Genomic DNA, 20,141 nt, shown 5'->3' on the forward strand with positions numbered 1-20,141 from the left:
TCATAAACCATTCCATTTGGATATAAGGGCGCGTGCGAGCCATCTGCTAACCTTGCGCCATAAAGGCACGACAAAGGCGCGTGCCTGCAAATAATAAATCAGGAGAACGGGGATGAACTTTCCTTTAATCGCGAACATTGCGGTGTTCGTCATTCTGCTGCTGGGGCTGGCGAAAGCCAGTAAAGCGCAGTGGAGCCTCGCCAAAAAAGTGCTGGTGGGTCTGGTCATCGGTGTGGTGTTCGGTCTGGCGCTGCACGCGATCTATGGCGACAACAGCCAGGTGCTGAAAGATTCCATTCAGTGGTTCAACATCGTCGGTAACGGCTATGTGCAACTGCTGCAGATGATCGTAATGCCGCTGGTCTTCGCCTCGATTCTGAGCGCGGTAGCCCGTCTGCATAACGCCGCCTCGCTGGGTAAAATCAGCTTCCTGACCATCGGCACGCTGCTGTTCACCACGCTGATTGCCGCGCTGGTCGGCGTGCTGGTCACCAACCTGTTTGGCCTGACCGCCGAAGGCCTGGTGCAGGGTACCGCTGAGAGCGCGCGCCTGACGGCGATTGAAACCAACTACGCCGGGAAGGTTGCAGACCTGACCGTGCCGCAGCTGCTGCTCTCCTTCGTACCGAAAAACCCGTTTGCCGATCTTACCGGCGCGAACCCAACCTCTATCATCAGCGTAGTGATCTTCGCCGCCTTCCTGGGCGTCGCTGCGCTGAAACTGCTGAAAGACGATGCGCCGAAAGGCCAGCGCGTACTGGTGGCCATCGATACCCTGCAGAGCTGGGTGATGAAGCTGGTGCGTCTGGTGATGCTGCTGACGCCGTACGGTGTGCTGGCGCTGATGACCAAAGTCGTTGCCGGCTCTAACCTGCAGGACATCATCAAGCTCGGCAGCTTCGTGGTCGCCTCGTACCTCGGTCTGGCGATCATGTTCGGCGTGCACGCCCTGCTGTTGGCCGTTAACGGCGTCAGCCCGCTGCGCTTCTTCCGCAAGGTGCTGCCGGTTCTGACCTTCGCCTTCACCAGCCGCTCCAGCGCCGCTACTATCCCGCTGAGTGTGGAAGCCCAGACCCGTCGTCTTGGCGTACCGGAAGCGATCGCCAGTTTCTCCGCGTCCTTCGGTGCCACCATCGGCCAGAACGGCTGTGCGGGTCTTTACCCGGCGATGCTGGCGGTGATGGTTGCTCCGACTATCGGTATCAACCCGCTGGACCCGGTGTGGATCGCAACGCTGGTCGGTATCGTCACCCTCAGCTCTGCCGGTGTTGCGGGCGTGGGCGGCGGGGCCACCTTTGCCGCGCTGATCGTTCTGCCAGCGATGGGCCTGCCGGTGACGCTGGTCGCCCTGCTGATCTCCGTTGAACCGCTGATCGACATGGGCCGCACCGCCCTGAACGTAAGCGGCTCCATGACCGCCGGTACGCTCACCAGCCAGTGGATGAAGCAGACCGACAAAGCGGTAATGAACAGCGACGAGGAAGCCGAACTGGCGCACCGTTAATCGCACGCACAAAAAAACCTGCGCGGTGCTGCATCGCGCAGGTTTTTTTATGGGCGGAATTCAGTGAATGCGTTGTTTTCGCCGGAAAGATTAGCCGTACCGGGATGAGGTTGCGAGTCGAACGCCCGCGGCGCGGGTTAACTCAGTGATCGTCGTGATGGTCGGGTTGCCATTTTCCGACAGCGCACGATAGATGTGCTGGCGTGAAAGCCCGGTTTTTTTGGCAATCTCGCTGACGCCGCCCCGGGCTTCAATAACCTGACGGAGAGCGATAAGGAACGCGCTCACGCCGCCTGGCTCGTAAATCCCTTCCAGCGCGGTCTGCAAATAGATTTCAGCATAGTCCGGATCCGCGCGCAGCTCTTCAACCATTGCAGCATCATGATCTACGGCAGCCGGAGAAGTTACGCTGACCTCGTTAAGCTCTGTTACCTGTTCGATGTGGTCACTCATTTTGTCAGTCTCGCGTGATAATCGTTGAGATAACCTACTGCTTTATCAATATCGTCATCCTGGGTGCTTTTATCACCACCGATTAACAGCAAAATAATCGCTCCTTTATCCATTGCGTAATACACCCGATAGCCCGGACCGCAATCTATGCGTATGCCCACACGCCCTGTCTTTCAAACTTGTGATCGCCAAAGTTTCCGGCGGTTGCTCGCGCAACGCGGATGTCGATCCTTGCTGCGGCCTGGGGGTTTTTCCGTCTGAGCTTACTAATCCAGTCCGTGTATGGAACGTGGTTATTGTGGTCCTGATAACGTTTTGCAATATAAAGCATCATCACCTCGCCTTCCTGGCCTGAGATAATTGTCGCTTATAAAGGACATTGCCACAAGGTGATTTGTCACTTTTAAGTGACAGCGGGCTATGGCGGAGCCGGGGGTTAAAACGCGCCTGGCTTACATCTCCTCTTCCTGGCGCACCTGCAGCGCCCAGCGCTGGGCCGACTCCGGCACGGTGAACGCCGGAGAGCGGCGGAAGTGATCCCCCACCAGCACAAACGCTACGTACTTACCGCGCAGTAACCACACATCCTTGAATCCGTCCATCTTGTGGGCGTGATCCGGCGGCGCAGGCTCGACGCGCGGGACATAGCTAATAACGGGGCGATTTTGTTGGCGTAACGTTTTCATAGTCAAACTGGCGTTGGTCACTCTTACAAAAAAGGCAGCGCCTATGATAGCGGATCTCACCGCGCAACGTCGCGCCCGGCGTGCGGTTTTGCGTTAAAAAACAACAGCCGAAGCGGCAGTCTGCCAGGGCTGAAGCGAAGCGTCGCCGCGAGGTTGTTCTATAGTTAGAGGGGTTTTTAGTAGCAACGACCACTTTTCAGTAATGGAAACAGGAGACGAGAAATGTCGCACGAAGACCATAATAACGCCGGACACCGGGCACCGGTCCACGATGCCCGTCAGTCGCAGCCAGGATTAGGCTCGCTGGCACCGGAAGATGGCTCCCATCAACCTTCCGCTCACCCTACTCCTCCCGGTGCCGAACCCACCGCTCCCGGCAGCCTGAAAGCACCCGATACCTCAAACGAAAAGCTCAACGCGCTGGAGTCGTTCCGCAAAGGCGGTGAAAACGAAGCGCTGACCACTAATCAGGGCGTGCGCATTGCCGATGACCAGAACTCGCTGCGTGCCGGCACCCGTGGCCCGACGCTGCTGGAAGATTTTATCCTGCGCGAAAAGATCACCCATTTTGACCACGAACGCATTCCCGAGCGTATCGTGCATGCCCGCGGTTCGGCAGCGCACGGCTATTTCCAGCCCTACCGCGACCTGAGCGACATCACTAAAGCGGCATTTCTGTCTGACCCGGAAAAAATCACTCCGGTATTTGTACGCTTCTCTACCGTACAGGGCAGCGCCGGCTCCGCCGACACGGTGCGCGACATTCGCGGCTTCGCCACCAAGTTTTACACCGAAGAAGGCATTTTCGACCTGGTGGGCAACAACACCCCGGTCTTCTTCATTCAGGATGCGCATAAGTTCCCTGACTTCGTCCACGCGGTAAAACCCGAGCCGCACTGGGCGATCCCGCAGGGCCAGAGCGCGCACGATACCTTCTGGGATTACGTCTCGCTGCAGCCGGAAACGTTGCACAATGTGATCTGGGCCATGTCGGATCGCGGCATTCCGCGCAGCTACCGCACCATGGAAGGCTTTGGCATCCACACCTTCCGCATGATTAACGCCGACGGTAAAGGCACCTTTGTGCGCTTCCACTGGAAACCGGTGGCGGGCAAAGCGTCGCTGCTGTGGGATGAATCCCAGAAGCTTATCGGCCGCGACCCGGACTTCCACCGCCGCGATCTGTGGGAATCTATTGAAGCGGGCGACTTCCCGGAGTACGAGCTGGGCCTGCAGCTGATCCCGGAAGAAGACGAGTTCAAATATGATTTCGACCTGCTCGACCCGACCAAACTGATCCCGGAAGAGCTGGTGCCGGTGCAACTGGTGGGCAAAATGGTGCTCAACCGCAACCCGGACAACTTCTTTGCCGAGAACGAACAAGCCGCCTTCCATCCGGGCCATATCGTGCCGGGGCTCGATTTCTCCAACGATCCGCTGCTGCAGGGGCGTCTGTTCTCCTACACCGACACCCAGATAAGCCGTCTTGGCGGGCCGAACTTCCACGAAATCCCGATTAATCGCCCGACCTGCCCGTATCACAACTTCCAGCGCGACGGCATGCACCGCATGGATATTGATACCAACCCGGCGAACTACGAACCCAACTCCATCAACGATAACTGGCCGCGCGAAACGCCGCCGGGGCCGAAGGGCGGCGGTTTTGAGTCATACCAGACCCGCGTCGAAGGCCATAAGGTACGCGAACGCAGCCCGTCGTTCGGGGAGTACTATTCGCACCCGCGCCTGTTCTGGCAGAGCCAGACGCCGGTTGAACAGCAGCACATCATCGACGCCTTCAGCTTTGAGCTGTCGAAAGTGGTACGGGGCTATATCCGCGAGCGCGTGGTCGATCATCTGGCACGCATCGACATTTCACTGGCGCACCCGGTGGCCACCAATCTCGGTATTACCCTGAGCGACGAGCAGATGCATCTCACGCCGCCGAAGGACGTTAACGGCCTGAAAAAAGATGCCTCGCTGAGCCTGTATGCAGTACCAGGCGGGTCGGTGAAGGGTCGCGTGGTGGCGGTGCTGCTCAACGACAAGACCGATGCCGGTGACCTGCTGGCGATCCTGCAGGGGCTGAAGTCCCAGGGCGTGCATGCGAAACTGCTCTATTCACGCATGGGCGAAATCACGGCGGACGACGGCTCGGTGCTGGATATCGCCGCGACCTTCGCTGGATCGCCGTCGGTGACCGTGGATGCGGTTATCGTGCCTGGCGGGCATATCGACAGCATCGCGGGCAATGCCGACGCGGTCTATTACCTGCTGGAAGCCTATAAGCACCTGAAGGTGATTGGTCTGGTGGGTGCTGCCCGACAGTTCAGAACCGTACTCGGTGTGGGCGCGCAGGGTGAAGAGGGTGTGGTGGAAGCCGATGCGGGTGCTGGTACCTTCGTGGATGACTTTATCCAGCAGCTGTGTCATCACCGCGTATGGTCGCGTACCCCTCAGGCGCTGACTATCCCGGCATAAAGATAAAAAGAAACCGGCGCGATGGCCGGTTTCTTTTTTAACGCGCAATAATTACTGCGTTTTCTGCTGCTGCGCCTGCGGATCGGTGTCATATTCCGCACAGGTCTGGTAGCCGGAGTTCAGAACGTGGCCGGTCTCATCCAGCGCCACGAAATAGGTTTCGGCTTTACCGTTACGCTGGCCCAGCACATAAGTCTGGCAGGTACCGCGAGCGTGAACCATATTGATCTCAGTTGACGGCTGACCGGCAATCTGGCGAACCTGTTCACGGCTCATGCCTTTCTTGACGTCTTTCACCACCGGCTGAGAGAACTGATCTTTGGTGCGATCGTATGCTGTACAGCCTGCCAGCATAGTCAGAACAGCCGCTGCACTTAAAATTCCTGCAAAGTTCTTTTTCATATTCCTTCCTCGTTTTTTTCAGCGTGTGAGATAAGCCTGGAAGAACAAACAGGAATTTTCAACTCGTGACAAAAAATGATTTCTTCTTTAGGAACATTCTATTGCGAAAAATGGGATAGCCCCGGAGGGCGAACCACGCGACTCATGTGGTTTTGCTATGGGTGCCTGCTTGTTGTTTTGGCAACAAAGGTTTAGCTTTAACTACATCACATATTTTTGCCTGCACGCGCAGGCGAGCTATTCGGAGGGAGAGATGGCTTTACAACAAGAGATCATTCAAGCGCTGGGTGCCAGCCCCACTATCGACGCGCAGCAGGAAATCCGCCGTAGCATCGGCTTTCTGAAAGACTATTTCAAAGCCCATCCATTTTTGAAGTCGCTGGTGCTCGGCATCAGCGGCGGTCAGGACTCCACGCTGACCGGTAAACTGTGCCAGTTGGCCATCACCGAGCTGCGCGACGAGACCGGCGACAGCGGTTATCAGTTCATCGCCGTGCGTCTGCCCTATGGCGTGCAGTTTGACGAGCAGGACTGTCAGGATGCGCTGGCGTTTATCCAGCCGGATAAAGTGTTGACCGTCAACATTAAAGAGGCGGTGCTGGCCAGTGAAAAAGCCCTGCGCGACGCCGGCATTGAGCTGAGCGATTTTGTGCGCGGGAATGAAAAAGCGCGTGAGCGTATGAAGGCCCAGTACAGCATCGCCGGCATGACCAAAGGCGTAGTGGCGGGGACTGACCACGCGGCGGAAGCCATCACCGGCTTCTTCACCAAATACGGCGACGGCGGCAGCGACATCAACCCGATCTTCCGCCTCAACAAGCGCCAGGGCAAACAGCTACTGAAAACCCTGGGCTGCCCGGAACACCTCTACCTGAAAGTACCGACTGCGGATCTGGAAGATGACCGCCCTTCTCTGTCGGATGAAGTGGCGCTGGGTGTGACCTACGATCAGATTGATGACTACCTGGAAGGCAAGTCGGTTCCGCCGGACACCGCCGCCATCATTGAGGGTTGGTATCTGAAAACCGAACATAAGCGCCGGCCCCCCATCACCGTGTTTGATGATTTCTGGAAGAAGTAATACAGAGGTGGCGCAAGCCACCTTTTTTATGGACAGGTTATGACGTACAACGTAGAGCGCGCCACCCTTGCCGGACTGGGCGCAATTTTGCTGTGGAGCACCTCTGTTGGGCTGTTTCGCAGTATCGCTGAGCATTTCGGCCCGGTCGGCGGCGCGGCGCTGATCTATACCCTGAGCACCCTTTTCCTTTGTGTCGCCACCGGTCTGCCCCGCCCGCGCGCGCTGCCAGTGCGCTATCTGTGGACTGGCGGTGCGCTGTTTGTGGGCTATGAAATCTGTCTGGCACTGGCAATCGGCCTGGCGCATACCCGCAGCCAGGCGCTGGAACTGGGCATGATCAACTATCTCTGGCCAAGCCTGACGGTGCTGCTGGCGCGCTATATCAACCACCAGCGTAGTTCACTGCTGCTGTGGCCCGGTCTGTTGCTGGCCTGCCTGGGCGTCGTTCAGGTGCTGAAGGGCGACGGCGACTGGTCCCCCGAACTGCTGTGGCACAACGTGCAGGATAACCCGCTGGCTTACGGGCTGGCCTTCAGCGCAGCCATTATCTGGGCGCTCTACTGCACCTTAACCCGGCGCATCAGCGAAGGAAAAAGCGGCGTAACGCTGTTTTTTGCGGTTACCGCGCTGGTGTTGTGGCTGAAATTTGCCAGCAGCACGCAGCCGTCGATGCAGGTGACGCTCTCCGGCTCGCTCCAGCTGCTGTTTATGGGGATCTCTACCGCCGTGGCGTACAGCCTGTGGAATCACGGCATTCAGCACGGGAACATGACCCTACTGGCTACCGCATCGTACTTTACGCCGGTGCTCTCCGCCCTGCTGGCAACGCTGTGGCTGGGCCTGCGCCCCGGATCCGACTTCTGGTGGGGCGTGGCGCTGGTGGTCTGCGGTTCGCTGCTGTGCTGGCTGGCGACCCGGCACCACGCCTGATCAAGACGCTTTTTTAACCACGATCGCTCTGCTACACTGTACAGGTAACCAGTATTCAGGAGTTTGTCGTGGTAAGACGTACCCGCGGGGCCGGGCCGGAATTTGAAGCCGCCGCCATCTATGAGTATCCCGAACACCTGCGCCCCTGGCTTGAAGCCCTGCCGCGTCATCCTGGGGTCTATGTTTTTCACGGTGAGAGCGACACCATGCCGCTCTACATCGGGAAAAGCGTGAATATCCGCAGCCGTGTGCTGTCCCATCTGCGCACCCCGGATGAAGCGTCCATGCTGCGCCAGTCGCGGCGCATCACCTTTATCTGTACCGCCGGGGAAGTGGGCGCGCTGCTGCTTGAAGCGCAGATGATCAAAGCGCAGCAGCCGCTGTTCAACAAGCGTCTGCGCCGCAACCGTCAGCTCTGCTCGCTGCTGTTAACCAACGGTAAGCCGCAGGTGGTATATGCCAAAGAGGTCGATTTTGCTGCCCAGAGCGGGCTGTATGGCCTGTTTGCTAACCGCCGCGCTGCGCTGGAAACGTTAAAAACCATCGCCGACGACTGGCAGCTCTGTTACGGGCTGGTGGGGCTGGAGAGCCTGCCGCGTGGCCGGGCCTGCTTCCGCTCGGCGCTCAAACGCTGCGCCGGTGCCTGCTGCGGGCGCGAAAGCGAGGCCGAGCATCATACCCGGCTGCTGGATGCTCTGGAGCAGATGCGCATCGTCTGCTGGCCGTGGCAGGGGCCGGTCGGGCTGAAGGAGAGTTTCGGCGAGATGACCCAGTACCATATCATTCATAACTGGTTCTGGCTCGGCTCGGTGGCGCGCCTCGAAGACGCCGCGCAGCTGCAACAGCCGCAGCACGGCTTCGATAATGACGGCTACAAAATCCTCTGTAAGCCGATGATCCGCGGTGATTTCGAAATTATCGAGTTAGGCGACGCGCTCGCCGGGTAACGCCGCGATCTCGGTAAACAGCAGCTGCCCCTGGTTTTTCAGCAGCCGTAGCGTGTGGTGGCCCGCCTGCCACCACGCGCCCTGATCGACGCTGAGCAGCGTATCCCCGAGCTGCCAGGCGCCGCTCAGGACAAACACAATCCCACCGTGGTTGCCAAAGGTCGTGAAGGTGCGGTCTGCCACCCGCACGCTGGCGCGGCAGCGCTCCCGGTGCACCATGATATTAAAATCCATCGACATCCTGCCCTCGGTCAGCTCAGCGCGCACCGGCTGTTCAGCGGAAAACGCGAACGGCTGATAGCGCCTGAGCGTATGGCGAAAGGCGCTGCCGCCATCCAGCGTCACCTCCCCGCCTTCAATCAGCGTGATCACCCGGTCTACCTTCGGCAAGGGTGAAAACTCCCCGTTCCCGGCGATTGACGCGATGCTGGCGCGCCAGGCGAAGTCCCGGGTCGCCGGCGGATAACAGCAGATCTCACGGGTTTCCCCGGCACCGTTACGCCACAGGCTGACCGGCATTTTTGTAATATCGAAAAAGTGCATTACGACTCCTGAAACGCGCACAGCGCGGCTGCACCGGATGAGCGGCGCAGTATTGTTGTTGTTATACGTACAGCCAGGGTTATCGGCCAGAGCGGCGATTTACCTTAGGGCGTTATAAAAAAGCGAGATGAATCAATTTTTTATTCTGGCCGCAGAGAGCATAGCGATTCGCAGCGCGCAGGCAAGAGGCAGGCAAAAGAAAGCAGAAAAGAGAAGACCGCCGTTGCTGCCCATCACCAGGGATGAGCAGCAACGGCGGTCTCAGAAATAGCGTCTGGCTTATTCAGCAGACTCAGGCATTTTACCTTCCGGCGCTTTACGTTCTGTCAGACGCTTCTCAAAATTAGCGTTGAACTGTTTTTTCTGTTCCGGCGTCAGAATGTTGTAGATCTTATTCTGGGTTTCCATGTGGGCCAGCATACGGGTTTTGTGCTGCTCGGCCATTTTATCCACTTCCTGCTGCGCTTTGGCGCGGTCGAAGCTGTCGCTGGCAATGATGCTGTGTACGGTACGGCGCTCATCGGCGGACGGACGCGGCATTTTTTCACGCTGGTCTTTCATGATGTCGCGGATCTGCTGTTTCTGCGCATCGGTCAGGTTCAGATCTTTAAACATCATGTCGTGATGCGGGCCACGCTTGTGGTGCATCATCGGCTTACCTTCGCCCGCCGCAGGCTGGGTGGTTTCCGCCGCGTGCGCCAGGTTAGCCGCACCGAACATCAGGCCAGAAGCAACAATCAGAGCAGATAATTTACGCATAGTTTTGTCCTTACTTTCAGTTTATTTCGCGGTGGGTTCACCGTGTTGACGAGAATGAGTTTAGGGGGTTCAGCGTCAAGTATTCAGAGCATCAGTAAAGCTGTGAAAGGGGAAAAGTGAAAGATTGTTCAATTATGGAGAAAATAAGGAAAGATTGCGGAGAGTGATGATGAAATATGTTATCTGCTTGATTTAGAGCAAATTGTGGAGAAAGTATAACCAGCCGAACGGGGAATGAAAACCCTTTATCCAGGAATATTCCTGATATTTTCGACCGTGGTAAAAATACGCCCCAAATAATGGGGCGCAGGCATCAGGTTATTTCCACCAGCATCAGTCCGGCGCGTAAACCGGGCGCGACGTGCGGGTTAGGAAACAGCACCCGCTCGATATCATGCTGCACTTCATAGCGCGTCTCACCCTCTTCCGCTAACAGCGTGCCGCGCGGAAACGGGGTGAAGTTGAGCGTGGAATCCGCCATGTGCAGGATGAAGGCTTCGCTGTGACGAATGAGTTGCCCCGCCACCCGGTAACGCCGCGGCGCGTTCGCGACGGGCAGCGCCTCGCCACCCAGCAGCGCTGCCAGCGCTTGTGCGGCCTGGTTGAACTGGCTCAGATCGTTACTGCCAAACGGCCGGGCTTTACCCAGCTCCAGCGTGCAGCTCAGGGCGGCGAACGTGGCGCTGGTAAAGTGGGTGAAGGTGCCGCCCGGCGTCTGATGAAACACCAGCGCCTCCAGCCCGGCACAGCCGAGCCAGTGCAGAAAGCCTTCATCATAAGGCCGGGCGCGGGCGGGCAGGACGCCGAAGCGCGGGTAATATGAGCCGCGAATGGCGGTGTGCATATCCAGATGCCAGCGGATGCGCTCTTCGCCAGCGGCAAAGAAGTCGCTTACCCGTTTCTCCAGCGCCGCCGCCCGGGCGGTTTCGCTGCACGAGGGTACATCGCGCCAGCGCCCGCTGAACAGCCGGTTAATATCGTAATCAACGAACCGGCGATCCGCGCGCAGCGCCGCCGGATTCCCCAGTATCACCAGCACCCGCCACTGCAGACGGATCTCGCCTTGCATCAGGCGCTGTAGCAACTTATCCAGCAGCTCCACCGGCGCGGTTTCATTCCCGTGCAGCCCGGCCGAAAGCACCAGCGCCCGGTCAACCGGCATCAGCGGTTCAAACGTCAGGACGCCCGCCGCCAGCCAGCGCCAGCGAAAATGCGCGCACTCCCCCGATACGGGCTGCGGAGCAGCCTCGTCCAGCGTCAGCCTGAGAAAATCCTGCATCGCGCCTCCTAGGCCCATTCCCGGCATTCCGGATAGCAGTCGTCAAGCCGCAGGTTGAGAATGTCGCACAGCGCAGCCAGCGCCTCGCGGTTCTCCTGCAGCAGCTGCGGGTCCACCAGGTCTGCCTGGGTAAGGCGATCCCGGTACCAGCGTTCAATCCAGGCGTTGAGCGCGTTGAACAGCCGATCGTCCATCAGGGTAGCCGGGTTTACCGCCCGGGCTTCTTCCGGCGTGAGCACCACACGCAGCCGCAGACATGCCGGACCGCCGCCGTTAGCCATGCTTTCGCGCAGGTCGAACACCTTCAGCTCGCTGATGGGGTTATCGGCTGCCAGCACGCTGTTGAGATAGCGCCACACGCCCTGATGCTGACGCGACTCTTCCGGCAGCACCAGCATCATGCTGCCGTCATCGCGGCTCAGCAGCTGGCTGTTAAACAGATAGCTAGCAACAGCATCACTCACCGATACCGCCTGCTGCGGCACCACAACCGGCGTAAAGCCCGGCACCCGCTGCGCCAGCTGGCGGAACAGCTCAGCCTGATGCAGAAACGCCTGCTCGTGGCAGAACAGCACCTGACGGTTCGACACCGCAATCACGTCGTTGTGAAATACCCCCTGATCGATCACCGCCGGGTTTTGCTGGGTAAACAGCACCCGATCTGCATCGACCTGATTAAGGCGCGCCACCGCCCGGCTGGCCTCCAGCGTCTGCCGGGCCGGGTAGCGCGCCGGGATCAGCGCCCCGCTCTCTTCGCGTCCGTAAACAAACAGCTGCACCCCCGGTTCGCCGTAGTCGCCGCCGAGGCGGTTATGGTTCGCCGCCCCCTCATCGCCAAACAGTGCCACCTGCGGCAGCGCGTCATGGACCGCGAAGTAGCGCGCATCGGCAAAGATGCCGCGCAGCAGGCGGCCGGTGGTCACCGCTTCACTGGCGCGATGAAATTTATTGTTGAGGTTGGCGACGGTGAAATGCACCCGGCCATCGAGCGAGTCGGCCGAGGGCGACACCGTGGCAGCATTCGCCACCCACATGGACGACGCCGAGCTGGCGGCAGAGAGCAGATGCGGCGCCTGCTCAAACGCCTGGCGCAGCACCTGCTCATCGCGCCCGCCAAAGCCGATCTGGCGCAGGGCGCTCAGGTTCGGGCGCATCTGCGGCGGGATCACGCCCTGCCCGTAGCCGGCATCGGCCAGCGCTTTCATTTTTAACAGCCCCTGCTGCGCCGCCAGTTTCGGGTTCGAAACCTGATAGCGATGGCGGGTGGATGCCTCGTTGCCGAACGACAGCCCGGCATAGTGGTGCGTCAGGCCGACCAGTCCATCAAAGTTGAATTCGCGTGCGCTCATGTCGGCTCCCTGTGGCTGAAATCGAGGCCGGGACTGAGGCTTTCCGGCAGGCTAAAGGTCGGGCTTTCCAGGGTTGCCATCGGCCAGGCGCAGTAGTCCGCTGCGTACCAGGCGCTGGGGCGATGATTGCCCGACGCACCGATGCCGCCAAACGGCGCGGTACTCGCCGCCCCGGTCAGCGGCTTGTTCCAGTTCACGATCCCGGCGCGCGCCTCCAGCAGCAGCTGGTCGAACCGGGCGCGATCCGGAGAGATGAGACCGCACGCCAGCCCGTAGCGGGTGTGGTTAGCCATCGCGATCGCGTCGTCGAAGCTGTCGTAGCGCCAGACGCAGAGCAGCGGGCCGAACACCTCTTCATCCGGCACGTTGTCCACCCCGGTCAGCTCGATGATGCCGGGTGACAGCAGCGCACTGCCCGGTGCGACCAGCGCCGGGGTCAGCAGTGCCCGTCCACCGCGCTGCAGGTGCCCGTGCCACGCTTCCAGCACCCGCTCCGCCGCCTGCGGCGAAATCAACCCGCCGAGGAACGGCTGTGGCTCGGCATCCCAGGCACCGGGCGTGAGACGCGCAGCAACCTCCACCAGCCGGGCGAGAAACGCGTCCCCCTGCGCGCCGCGCTTCACCAGCAGGCGACGGGCACAGGTGCAGCGCTGGCCGGCGCTGATAAACGCGGACTGGATTGCCAGATGTACCGCCCCGTCGGGATCGGCCGGGTCGTCAACGATCAGCGGATTGTTGCCGCCCATCTCCAGCGCGAGAATTTTTTCCGGCTGCCCGGCGAGCTGACGATGCAGCTGATAGCCGGTGCTGGCGCTGCCGGTAAACAGCAGACCATCAATATCCGGGGCCGCAGCCAGCGCCTGACCGGTGTCGCGCGCCCCCTGCACCAGGTTAATCACTCCCGGCGGCAGCCCGGCCTGTGCCCAGAGTTTCATTACGGTCTCGCCGGTGAGCGGCGTCAGTTCGCTTGGCTTAAACACCACCGTGTTACCCGCCAGCAGCGCCGGGACGATATGCCCGTTGGGCAGGTGACCGGGAAAGTTATACGGCCCGAAAACGGCCAGCACGCCGTGCGGACGGTGGCGCAGGGTGGCCGCCCCGTCCGGCAGCGGACTGTGCTGCTCGCCGGTGCGGGTATGGTACGCCTTCACCGAGATAGCGATTTTATTGATCATCGCCGTCACTTCGGTGGCGGCTTCCCAGCGCGGTTTGCCGGTTTCCCGGGCGATGGTCTCCGTCAGGGACGTTTTATTCGCTTCCAGCAGGGCTGCGAAACGGGTGATCGCCTGTTCACGCTCCGCGAATGGCGTTTTCGCCCAGCCGGGAAACGCCAGCCGGGCCGCACGTACCGCAGCAGAGACCTGCGCCGCGCTGGCAGCCGCCCCCTGCCACAGCCGCTCGCCGCTAACCGGATTGCGTTTTTCCATCGCCTCGCCGCTGCCCGCCAGCCACTCACCGTTGATCCACAGATTCATACTTTTTTCTCCTCGGGGCAGAGGCGGACCAGCCGCACGCGATCGCCCGCCTGACACTTCAGCGCGTCAAGCGTGGCGGCGTCCAGCACCAGCCGCTCGGTTTTGGGGTTAGCGCGCACCAGCATGGCGCGAAACGCGTGATACTGCTCATTCGCCACCAGGCACACCGGCAAATCGTCTTCCGCCGGCTGGCCTGCGGCGACCTCGACCAGACGGCTTTTACGGATAGCCCGCACCCGGTCGATGTCACACTCCAGCGTCGGGCCGCCGTCAAAAATGTCGATATAGTTGCGGTAGCGGAAGCCCTCGGCTTCCAGCACTGCCCGCGCCGGGGCGGTTTGCGGATGGACGTTGCCGATCACCGCCTGCGCCTCGGGGGTCAGGAAATGGGTATAGATGGGGTGCTTCGGCATCAGCTCGGCGATAAACGCCTTCTGCCCGGTGCCGCACAGGTAGTCAGCCCGGGCGAACTCCATCGAAAAGAAGCGCTCGCCGAGGCTCTCCCAGAACGGGGAGTAGCCATGCTCGTCGATGACGCCACGCATTTCGGCCACCACTTTTTCGTTGAAGCGGTCGCGGAACGCCGCCATAAACAGAAAGCGCGACTTCGACAGCAGGTAACCGTTGCCCTCTTTTCGCCAGTCCGGGTCGAGAAACAGCGTGCACAGCTCGCTGCTGCCGGTGTGGTCGTTGCTGAGAAACAGGGTCGGCAGCGCGTTGTAGACGTTAAGCTCTTTCGAGGCGTGCACCAGCGTACCGACCCGGTAGTTGTACCAGGGCTCGTCCAGCCCAACCGCCACTTCAATGGCGCAGATCCCCGCCACGGCACCGGTCTGGTGCTCCTCCAGCACGAAAACGTAGCCCTGTTCCCCCGGCGGCAGCGCGCCCTGCCAGGTCGCGAGGGAACGCGCTATACGCGCCGACAGCGTAGCTTCATCCACCGGCAGCGAGGTCAGCCCACCGCCGGTCTTCGCCGCCAGCGCCAGCAGCGCCGGCAGATCGCTGTGTTCAACCGGACGGATCACCATCATGATGAGCCTCCCGCCATAAAGCGTTCACAGGCGCGGGCAAAGCGGGCCAGCCCTTCGGTGACATCCGCCTCGCTGATATTGAGCGCCGGAGCGAAGCGCACCACGTTACCACCGGCAATCAGCATCATCAGCCCCTCCTGCGCCGCAGCCTGAGCGATAAGCTTTGCTTTACCGGCATACGGCTCGCGCAGCACGCCACCAATCAGCAGCCCAAGCCCACGGAATTCGCTGAACAGTTCAGTATTGCGGTTCAGGGCGTTCAGCTGGTCCATAAACTGCTGATGGCGCACCTGCACGTTCTCCAGCATCTCCGGGGTATTCACCAACTCCAGCACCCGGTTCGCCACCGCGCCAGCCAGCGGGTTACCGCCGTAAGTGGTGCCGTGGGTGCCGACGTTCATGCACTGGCCCAGACGGTCCGTGGTGAGCATGGCGCCAATCGGGAAACCGCCGCCCAGCGCTTTGGCGGTGGACAGCACGTCGGGCACCACGCCGTAGTGCATATAAGCGTACAGCGAACCGGTACGCCCCACGCCGGTCTGCACCTCGTCAAAAATCAGCAGCGCGTTATGGCGATCGCATAACTCGCGCAGCCCCTGCAGGAATTCACGCTGCGCCGGCAGCACGCCCCCTTCACCCTGCATCGGCTCCACGATCACCGCGCAGGTGGTGTCGCTCATCAGCGCCCGGGCCGAGTCCAGATCGTTAAACACGGCATGCTCAATCTGCGGCGGCAGCGGTGCGAAATCCTGCGAATAAGCGGGCTGGCCGCCAGCGGAGACGGTAAACAGCGTGCGTCCGTGGAACGCGTTCTTGAAGGCTACGATGCCGCTCTTGTGCGCACCGTAATGGTCATGGGCATATTTACGCGCCAGCTTCAGCGCGGCTTCGTTGGCTTCCGCCCCGGAGTTGCAGAAGAACACGCGCTCGGCGAAAGTGGCGTCAATCAGCTTTTTCGCCAGCCGCAGAATCGGCTCGTTGGTATAGCCGTTGCCGGTATGCCACAGCTTGCCCGCCTGTTCCACCAGCGCGGCCTGCAGCTCGGGACTGGCATGGCCCAGGGCATTCACCGCGATGCCGCCTGCGAAGTCCACGTACTCCTTGCCCTCCTGATCCCACAGCCGGGAGCCCTGCGCTTTGACCGGTATAAACGGGGCCGGGGCGTAGACCGGAAGCATCCATTCATCAAACTGCTGGCGGGTAATTGACTGCGACATGGCGACCTCGACAGGTGAATAAAAGGTTATTTGTATGTTAATGAAAATGATTGATTGCGCTGTTACTGTAGATTGCAGGGTTCGTGCCAGCCAGCAGGAAAATGCATAAACGGCGTTTCAAAACGAAAAATCAATAACTTAAAACCTGACGATATGCACATTAATTGCATAATAAGTGAATAATCATCTGAATGGACCCCGATGCGGGGCAAAGCGCGAGAAAGTTTATGCAGGTTTAGCATTTCATACTGGATCTGTGATCGACCGCGTTATTTCAGGGCAGCCGCTGCCTCTTTTCAGGGCAGTACGCCATTAAATGGTGCGCTTCGCCTGCCAGCTTTCACCTGTCGCGTTAATTGGCAAAACCGATGGATGGCAGCAGCAACCGGATCGCTTTTCTGCTACCATCCCGGCACTCTCACTTCACACAGTGGCTGCGACTTATGAAATTTGTCTCTTTTAATATCAACGGCCTGCGCGCCCGCCCCCATCAGCTGGAGGCGCTGGTAGAAAAGCATGCGCCGGACGTTATCGGCCTGCAGGAAACGAAAGTCCACGATGACATGTTCCCGCTCGAAGATGTCGCAAAGCTGGGCTACAACGTGTTCTATCACGGCCAGAAAGGGCATTACGGTGTGGCGCTGTTAACCAAAGCGTCGCCGATTTCCGTACGCCGCGGCTTCCCTGACGACGGTGAAGAGGCCCAGCGCCGTCTGATTATGGCGGAGATCCCGTCCCCGGTCGGTAACATCACCGTTATCAATGGTTACTTCCCGCAGGGCGAAAGCCGTGACCACCCGACCAAGTTCCCGGCCAAAGCGAAGTTCTATCAGGATCTGCAGAATTTCCTGGAAACCGAGCTGAAAAAAGAGAACCCGGTGCTGATCATGGGCGATATGAACATCAGCCCGACGGATCTGGATATCGGTATCGGGGAAGACAGCCGCAAGCGCTGGCTGCGCACCGGGAAATGCTCCTTCCTGCCGGAAGAGCGTGAGTGGATGGCGCGTCTGAAAAACTGGGGTCTGGTGGACACCTTCCGCGCCGCTAACCCGGAGGTCAATGACCGCTTCTCGTGGTTCGACTACCGCTCTCGCGGCTTCGACGACAATCGCGGGCTGCGTATCGATCTGCTGATGGCCAGCGAAGGCCTGATGCCGCACTGCGTTGAAACCGGTATCGACTATGAGATCCGCGCGATGGAAAAACCTTCTGACCACGCGCCGGTCTGGGCCAGCTTCAAACTCTGATCCCTCAGGCTCCCCGGCAACGGGGAGCCGTCTGTGAAAACACCTGATGAAAACCATTGATGTTGTCGCTGCCATTATCGAGCAGCAGGGCAAAATTTTACTGGCCCGGTGGCCGCCAGAGGGCGACCAGCCTGGTCTTTGGGAGTTTCCCGGCGGGAAAGTCGAGGCCAACGAAACCCAGCCCGCGGCGCTACAGCGGGAACTGCGGGAAGAGTTAGCGATTGATGCCCGGATTGGCGGCTACGTGGCGAGCCACCGGCGCGAGGTGACGGGCAGAATGATCCATCTTCATGCCTGGCACGTGGTGGCGTTTCGCGGAGAGTTGACGGCGCTGTGCCACAGCGCGCTGCGCTGGTGCACCCCGCACGAGGCGTTGACCATGGATCTCGCCCCGGCGGATGTGCCCCTGCTGGAGGCGTTTATTCGCGCACGCGACGCCAGACCAGCGGATTAGTACTCAGGGTTTTCTCGTCGCGCTGGCACTGCATCAGCACGCCTTCGGTTTTAATCACCGCCCCTTCCGAGTAATTCTCATTCTGGTAGATGCAGCACTGGGTGCACTGCTGGGCGCGCTGCCCGCCGCTGCTGAACACTTCCGGCGGTATGCTGACGTCCACGTCTGGCCGGTAGCGATCCGCTGCCGCTGGCAGACTCACCAGTAACGCCGCCGCCATCACCCATCCCCATTTTACCGTGACCATATCCCTCTCCCGAACCGTTACGTTGTGAATATGACTATAGCCGCTGCGATCGCGGGCATTGGGTAAAAGACGCGGGGTTTATCGCGTCACTTTTCACGATTGCTTACGCCGGAGGCGCGGCGGCATCCGGTTTTTTGCTTTTGCCGCGCGGGCTGCGCTTCGCGCCTTTCGACGCGGCTGATTTCCCGCCGCCCGGGGCGACGATACCGCGAAACTGACGCGTCGGCGTGCTGCGCGCCTGGTCGATCAAGGTATACAGCGTGGAAACCAGCGGCTGCATGAAGTCCTGGTAGCGGCACTGTTTTTCGCTGATTTGCGTCAGGGTCGATTCCCACTGCGCGGTCATGTCCGGGCGCGCCGCCAGCTCCGGTAAGGCGTGGATCAGCGCGCGTCCGGCATCGGTGGAACGGATGTAGCGCCCGTTTTTCACCAGGAAACCGCGTTTAAACAGCAGTTCGATAATGCCCGCACGCGTCGCTTCCGTGCCCAGCCCGTCGGTGGCGCGCAGGATTTTTTTCAGATCTTTGTCCTGCACGAAGCGCGCGATCCCGGTCATGGCAGAGAGCAGCGTGGCATCGGTGAAGTGGCGCGGCGGCTGGGTCTGGCGCTCCACCACTTCGCCCTTCTCGCACAGCAGGCTGTCGCCCTTCGCCACGACCGGCAGCGGCGTACCGTCGTTCTCTTCGTCGCGCTCTTTTCCACCCAGCAAGGCCCGCCAGCCGGCTTCCGCGAGAAAGCGAGCTTTGGCGATAAATTTCCCGTTTTCGATATCCAGCTCAATGGTGCATTTGCGGAACACCGCATCCGGGCAGAACTGCATCAGGTACTGACGGGCAATCAGGCTGTACACCTTCGCTTCGTTATCCGTCAGGTTGACCGCGCTGCTGCGCGCCGTGGGGATAATTGCGTGGTGCGCGTCCACCTTGCCGTCATCCCAGCAGCGGTTGCGGGTATCCGGGTTCACCGCCGGCTGCGGCAGCAGGTCGCTGGCGTGAACGCTGATGGCATTCATCACCGCGTGGCGACCGGCAAAGTGCTCTTCCGGCAGATAGCGGCTGTCGGAACGCGGATAGGTAATCAGCTTGTGGGTTTCATACAGCTTCTGGCAGATGTCGAGCACGTTCTGCGCGCTGAGGTTAAAGCGCTTCGCGGCCTCAATCTGCAGCGAGGAGAGCGAAAACGGCAGCGGCGCGATTTCTGATTCCCGTTTATCGTTATACGCCGTGACCGCCGCCGGCTTGCCGGCAATGCGGTTGACCACGTGGTCAGCCAGCGGACGATGCAGCAGACGCCCTTCTTCATCCTGCCAGGGTTCACAGGCTTCGCTCGGCTGCCAGAGCGCGACAAACCGCTCATCGGCGGGGGTGACGATGTGCGCTTTCACATCGAAGAAATCTTTCGGGATGAAGTTTTCGATCTCTTCATCGCGCCGCACCACCAGCCCCAGCACCGGCGTCTGTACCCGTCCGACCGAGAGCACGCCCTGATAGCCGGCGTTGCGCCCGAGAATGGTGTAAGCCCGGGTCATGTTGATGCCGTAGAGCCAGTCGGCACGGGCGCGGGCCAGCGCCGAGACGCACAGCGGGATAAACTCGCTGTTGGCGCGCAGACGTGAGATGGCGCGCTCCACCGCCTGCGGGTTGAGATCGTTAATCAGACACCGCTGCACCTGCTGGCGCTTTTCCGGTGCCAGTTGCAGGTAATCGAGCACTTCGTCCACCAGCAGCTGCCCTTCCCGGTCCGGGTCACCGGCGTGGATCACTTCGCTGGCCTCATTGAGCAGGCGCTTCACCACGTTAAGCTGTTTGGCGACCGAGGCGCGGGGCTGCAGCTGCCACTTCTCTGGCACGATAGGCAGATCGCCCAGATCCCAGCGGGCGTAGCGCCCGTCGTAGGCATCGGGTTGCGCCTGTTCCAGCAGGTGGCCAACGCACCAGGTCACCACCTGACCGTTACCGCATTCGATGTAGCCGTCGCCGCGACGATGCGGTTTCGGCAGCACGTCGGCGATCGCACGGCCAAGACTGGGTTTTTCGGCAATAAACAGGCGCAT

Annotated in this window: 19 protein-coding genes and 1 pseudogene; 7 read left to right on the plus strand and 13 right to left on the minus strand. The window is 60.3% G+C overall.

Annotation, left to right across the window (positions count from 1 at the left end; all coding sequences use genetic code 11):
• Window positions 1-112: 112 nt before the first annotated feature.
• Window positions 113-1,504, plus strand: a complete 1,392-nt coding sequence (locus ET34_RS0104415) for an L-cystine transporter (protein WP_031519805.1) — start codon at window positions 113-115, stop codon at window positions 1,502-1,504.
• 90 nt (window positions 1,505-1,594) lie between these two features.
• On the opposite strand, the gene ET34_RS0104420 is transcribed toward ET34_RS0104415, so the two are convergent.
• The 3 genes and pseudogenes from ET34_RS0104420 to cedA form a co-directional block, all read right to left on the minus strand.
• Complete coding sequence (locus ET34_RS0104420; protein ID WP_031519806.1) at window positions 1,595-1,957, minus strand: addiction module antidote protein; 363 nt, start codon at window positions 1,955-1,957, stop codon at window positions 1,595-1,597.
• Window positions 1,954-2,288 (minus strand): annotated as a pseudogene (locus ET34_RS22900) (type II toxin-antitoxin system RelE/ParE family toxin). Before ET34_RS22900 ends, ET34_RS0104420 begins: the two are co-directional and overlap by 4 nt.
• A gap of 121 nt (window positions 2,289-2,409) precedes the next feature.
• Window positions 2,410-2,643 (minus strand): cell division activator CedA, encoded by a 234-nt coding sequence (cedA, locus tag ET34_RS0104430; RefSeq protein ID WP_031519808.1) that lies wholly within the window; start codon window positions 2,641-2,643, stop codon window positions 2,410-2,412.
• Between the two features lie 222 nt (window positions 2,644-2,865).
• Here cedA and katE point away from each other — a divergent pair, with 222 nt between their 5' ends.
• A complete protein-coding gene (katE, locus tag ET34_RS0104435) occupies window positions 2,866-5,124 on the plus strand; it encodes a catalase HPII (protein WP_031519810.1) in 2,259 nt (752 codons plus the stop codon).
• A 51-nt stretch (window positions 5,125-5,175) separates the two neighbouring features.
• On the opposite strand, the gene osmE is transcribed toward katE, so the two are convergent.
• Window positions 5,176-5,526, minus strand: a complete 351-nt coding sequence (gene osmE / locus ET34_RS0104440; protein ID WP_031519811.1) for an osmotically-inducible lipoprotein OsmE — start codon at window positions 5,524-5,526, stop codon at window positions 5,176-5,178.
• 253 nt (window positions 5,527-5,779) lie between these two features.
• On the opposite strand from osmE, the gene nadE reads away from it, so the two are divergent.
• The 3 genes from nadE to cho all read left to right on the plus strand — a co-directional run bounded on the left by nadE (window position 5,780) and on the right by cho (window position 8,484).
• Window positions 5,780-6,607 carry an ammonia-dependent NAD(+) synthetase gene (nadE, locus tag ET34_RS0104445; protein ID WP_031519813.1) on the plus strand — a complete coding sequence of 276 codons (828 nt, stop codon included), beginning with the start codon at window positions 5,780-5,782 and terminating at the stop codon, window positions 6,605-6,607.
• A 39-nt stretch (window positions 6,608-6,646) separates the two neighbouring features.
• The gene (gene yddG, locus ET34_RS0104450) at window positions 6,647-7,537 is read left to right on the plus strand and encodes an aromatic amino acid DMT transporter YddG (protein WP_031519815.1); all 891 of its coding nucleotides are present in this window, start codon (window positions 6,647-6,649) and stop codon (window positions 7,535-7,537) included.
• A gap of 68 nt (window positions 7,538-7,605) precedes the next feature.
• Window positions 7,606-8,484, plus strand: a complete 879-nt coding sequence (gene cho, locus ET34_RS0104455; RefSeq protein ID WP_031519817.1) for an excinuclease Cho — start codon at window positions 7,606-7,608, stop codon at window positions 8,482-8,484.
• On the opposite strand, the gene ves is transcribed toward cho, so the two are convergent.
• The 7 genes from ves to ET34_RS0104490 form a co-directional block, all read right to left on the minus strand.
• Window positions 8,461-9,027, minus strand: coding sequence for an environmental stress-induced protein Ves (gene ves / locus ET34_RS0104460; RefSeq protein WP_031519819.1), 567 nt, complete (start codon window positions 9,025-9,027; stop codon window positions 8,461-8,463). The genes cho and ves overlap by 24 nt on opposite strands.
• 279 nt (window positions 9,028-9,306) lie before the next feature.
• On the minus strand, window positions 9,307-9,786 hold the full coding sequence (spy, locus tag ET34_RS0104465) for an ATP-independent periplasmic protein-refolding chaperone Spy (RefSeq protein ID WP_031519820.1): 480 nt from the start codon (window positions 9,784-9,786) through the stop codon (window positions 9,307-9,309).
• Between the two features lie 313 nt (window positions 9,787-10,099).
• Entirely contained in the window at window positions 10,100-11,065 is a 966-nt protein-coding gene (gene astE, locus ET34_RS0104470) for a succinylglutamate desuccinylase (RefSeq protein WP_031519822.1), read from the minus strand.
• Between the two features lie 8 nt (window positions 11,066-11,073).
• On the minus strand, window positions 11,074-12,414 hold the full coding sequence (astB, locus tag ET34_RS0104475) for an N-succinylarginine dihydrolase (RefSeq protein ID WP_031519823.1): 1,341 nt from the start codon (window positions 12,412-12,414) through the stop codon (window positions 11,074-11,076).
• Window positions 12,411-13,889 carry a succinylglutamate-semialdehyde dehydrogenase gene (gene astD / locus ET34_RS0104480; protein WP_031519825.1) on the minus strand — a complete coding sequence of 493 codons (1,479 nt, stop codon included), beginning with the start codon at window positions 13,887-13,889 and terminating at the stop codon, window positions 12,411-12,413. The genes astB and astD overlap by 4 nt, the downstream gene beginning before the upstream one ends.
• Complete coding sequence (gene astA / locus ET34_RS0104485; RefSeq protein ID WP_031519826.1) at window positions 13,886-14,920, minus strand: arginine N-succinyltransferase; 1,035 nt, start codon at window positions 14,918-14,920, stop codon at window positions 13,886-13,888. Before astA ends, astD begins: the two co-directional genes overlap by 4 nt.
• A complete protein-coding gene (locus tag ET34_RS0104490) occupies window positions 14,917-16,137 on the minus strand; it encodes an aspartate aminotransferase family protein (RefSeq protein ID WP_031519828.1) in 1,221 nt (406 codons plus the stop codon). Before ET34_RS0104490 ends, astA begins: the two co-directional genes overlap by 4 nt.
• Window positions 16,138-16,580: 443 nt before the next feature.
• On the opposite strand from ET34_RS0104490, the gene xthA reads away from it, so the two are divergent.
• Together xthA and ET34_RS0104500 are read left to right on the plus strand one after the other, a co-directional pair.
• Entirely contained in the window at window positions 16,581-17,387 is an 807-nt protein-coding gene (xthA, locus tag ET34_RS0104495; RefSeq protein ID WP_031519830.1) for an exodeoxyribonuclease III, read from the plus strand.
• 43 nt (window positions 17,388-17,430) lie between these two features.
• On the plus strand, window positions 17,431-17,841 hold the full coding sequence (locus ET34_RS0104500; RefSeq protein WP_330217949.1) for a pyrimidine (deoxy)nucleoside triphosphate diphosphatase: 411 nt from the start codon (window positions 17,431-17,433) through the stop codon (window positions 17,839-17,841).
• Here the strand turns inward: ET34_RS0104500 and ET34_RS0104505 are convergent.
• A complete protein-coding gene (locus ET34_RS0104505; RefSeq protein ID WP_031519833.1) occupies window positions 17,807-18,061 on the minus strand; it encodes a DUF1496 domain-containing protein in 255 nt (84 codons plus the stop codon). The genes ET34_RS0104500 and ET34_RS0104505 overlap by 35 nt on opposite strands.
• A gap of 130 nt (window positions 18,062-18,191) precedes the next feature.
• A complete protein-coding gene (locus ET34_RS0104510) occupies window positions 18,192-20,141 on the minus strand; it encodes a DNA topoisomerase III (protein WP_031519835.1) in 1,950 nt (649 codons plus the stop codon).

This window comes from Siccibacter colletis (genome assembly GCF_000696575.1).
GTDB lineage: Bacteria > Pseudomonadota > Gammaproteobacteria > Enterobacterales > Enterobacteriaceae > Siccibacter > Siccibacter colletis.

What these genes read in the sequence shown, in the direction of transcription:
- xthA (WP_031519830.1), top strand. Translation starts at nt 16,581, where the DNA reads ATGAAATTTGTCTCTTTTAATATCAACGGCCTGCGCGCCCGCCCCCAT.
- ET34_RS0104415 (WP_031519805.1), top strand. Translation starts at nt 113, where the DNA reads ATGAACTTTCCTTTAATCGCGAACATTGCGGTGTTCGTCATTCTGCTG.
- nadE (WP_031519813.1), top strand. Translation starts at nt 5,780, where the DNA reads ATGGCTTTACAACAAGAGATCATTCAAGCGCTGGGTGCCAGCCCCACT.
- yddG (WP_031519815.1), top strand. Translation starts at nt 6,647, where the DNA reads ATGACGTACAACGTAGAGCGCGCCACCCTTGCCGGACTGGGCGCAATT.
- osmE (WP_031519811.1), bottom strand. Translation starts at nt 5,526, where the DNA reads ATGAAAAAGAACTTTGCAGGAATTTTAAGTGCAGCGGCTGTTCTGACT.
- cedA (WP_031519808.1), bottom strand. Translation starts at nt 2,643, where the DNA reads ATGAAAACGTTACGCCAACAAAATCGCCCCGTTATTAGCTATGTCCCG.
- astD (WP_031519825.1), bottom strand. Translation starts at nt 13,889, where the DNA reads ATGAATCTGTGGATCAACGGTGAGTGGCTGGCGGGCAGCGGCGAGGCG.
- ET34_RS0104505 (WP_031519833.1), bottom strand. Translation starts at nt 18,061, where the DNA reads ATGGCGGCGGCGTTACTGGTGAGTCTGCCAGCGGCAGCGGATCGCTAC.
- ET34_RS0104490 (WP_031519828.1), bottom strand. Translation starts at nt 16,137, where the DNA reads ATGTCGCAGTCAATTACCCGCCAGCAGTTTGATGAATGGATGCTTCCG.
- ves (WP_031519819.1), bottom strand. Translation starts at nt 9,027, where the DNA reads ATGCACTTTTTCGATATTACAAAAATGCCGGTCAGCCTGTGGCGTAAC.
- astA (WP_031519826.1), bottom strand. Translation starts at nt 14,920, where the DNA reads ATGATGGTGATCCGTCCGGTTGAACACAGCGATCTGCCGGCGCTGCTG.
- astE (WP_031519822.1), bottom strand. Translation starts at nt 11,065, where the DNA reads ATGCAGGATTTTCTCAGGCTGACGCTGGACGAGGCTGCTCCGCAGCCC.
- astB (WP_031519823.1), bottom strand. Translation starts at nt 12,414, where the DNA reads ATGAGCGCACGCGAATTCAACTTTGATGGACTGGTCGGCCTGACGCAC.
- ET34_RS0104420 (WP_031519806.1), bottom strand. Translation starts at nt 1,957, where the DNA reads ATGAGTGACCACATCGAACAGGTAACAGAGCTTAACGAGGTCAGCGTA.
- ET34_RS0104510 (WP_031519835.1), bottom strand. Translation starts at nt 20,141, where the DNA reads ATGCGCCTGTTTATTGCCGAAAAACCCAGTCTTGGCCGTGCGATCGCC.
- katE (WP_031519810.1), top strand. Translation starts at nt 2,866, where the DNA reads ATGTCGCACGAAGACCATAATAACGCCGGACACCGGGCACCGGTCCAC.
- spy (WP_031519820.1), bottom strand. Translation starts at nt 9,786, where the DNA reads ATGCGTAAATTATCTGCTCTGATTGTTGCTTCTGGCCTGATGTTCGGT.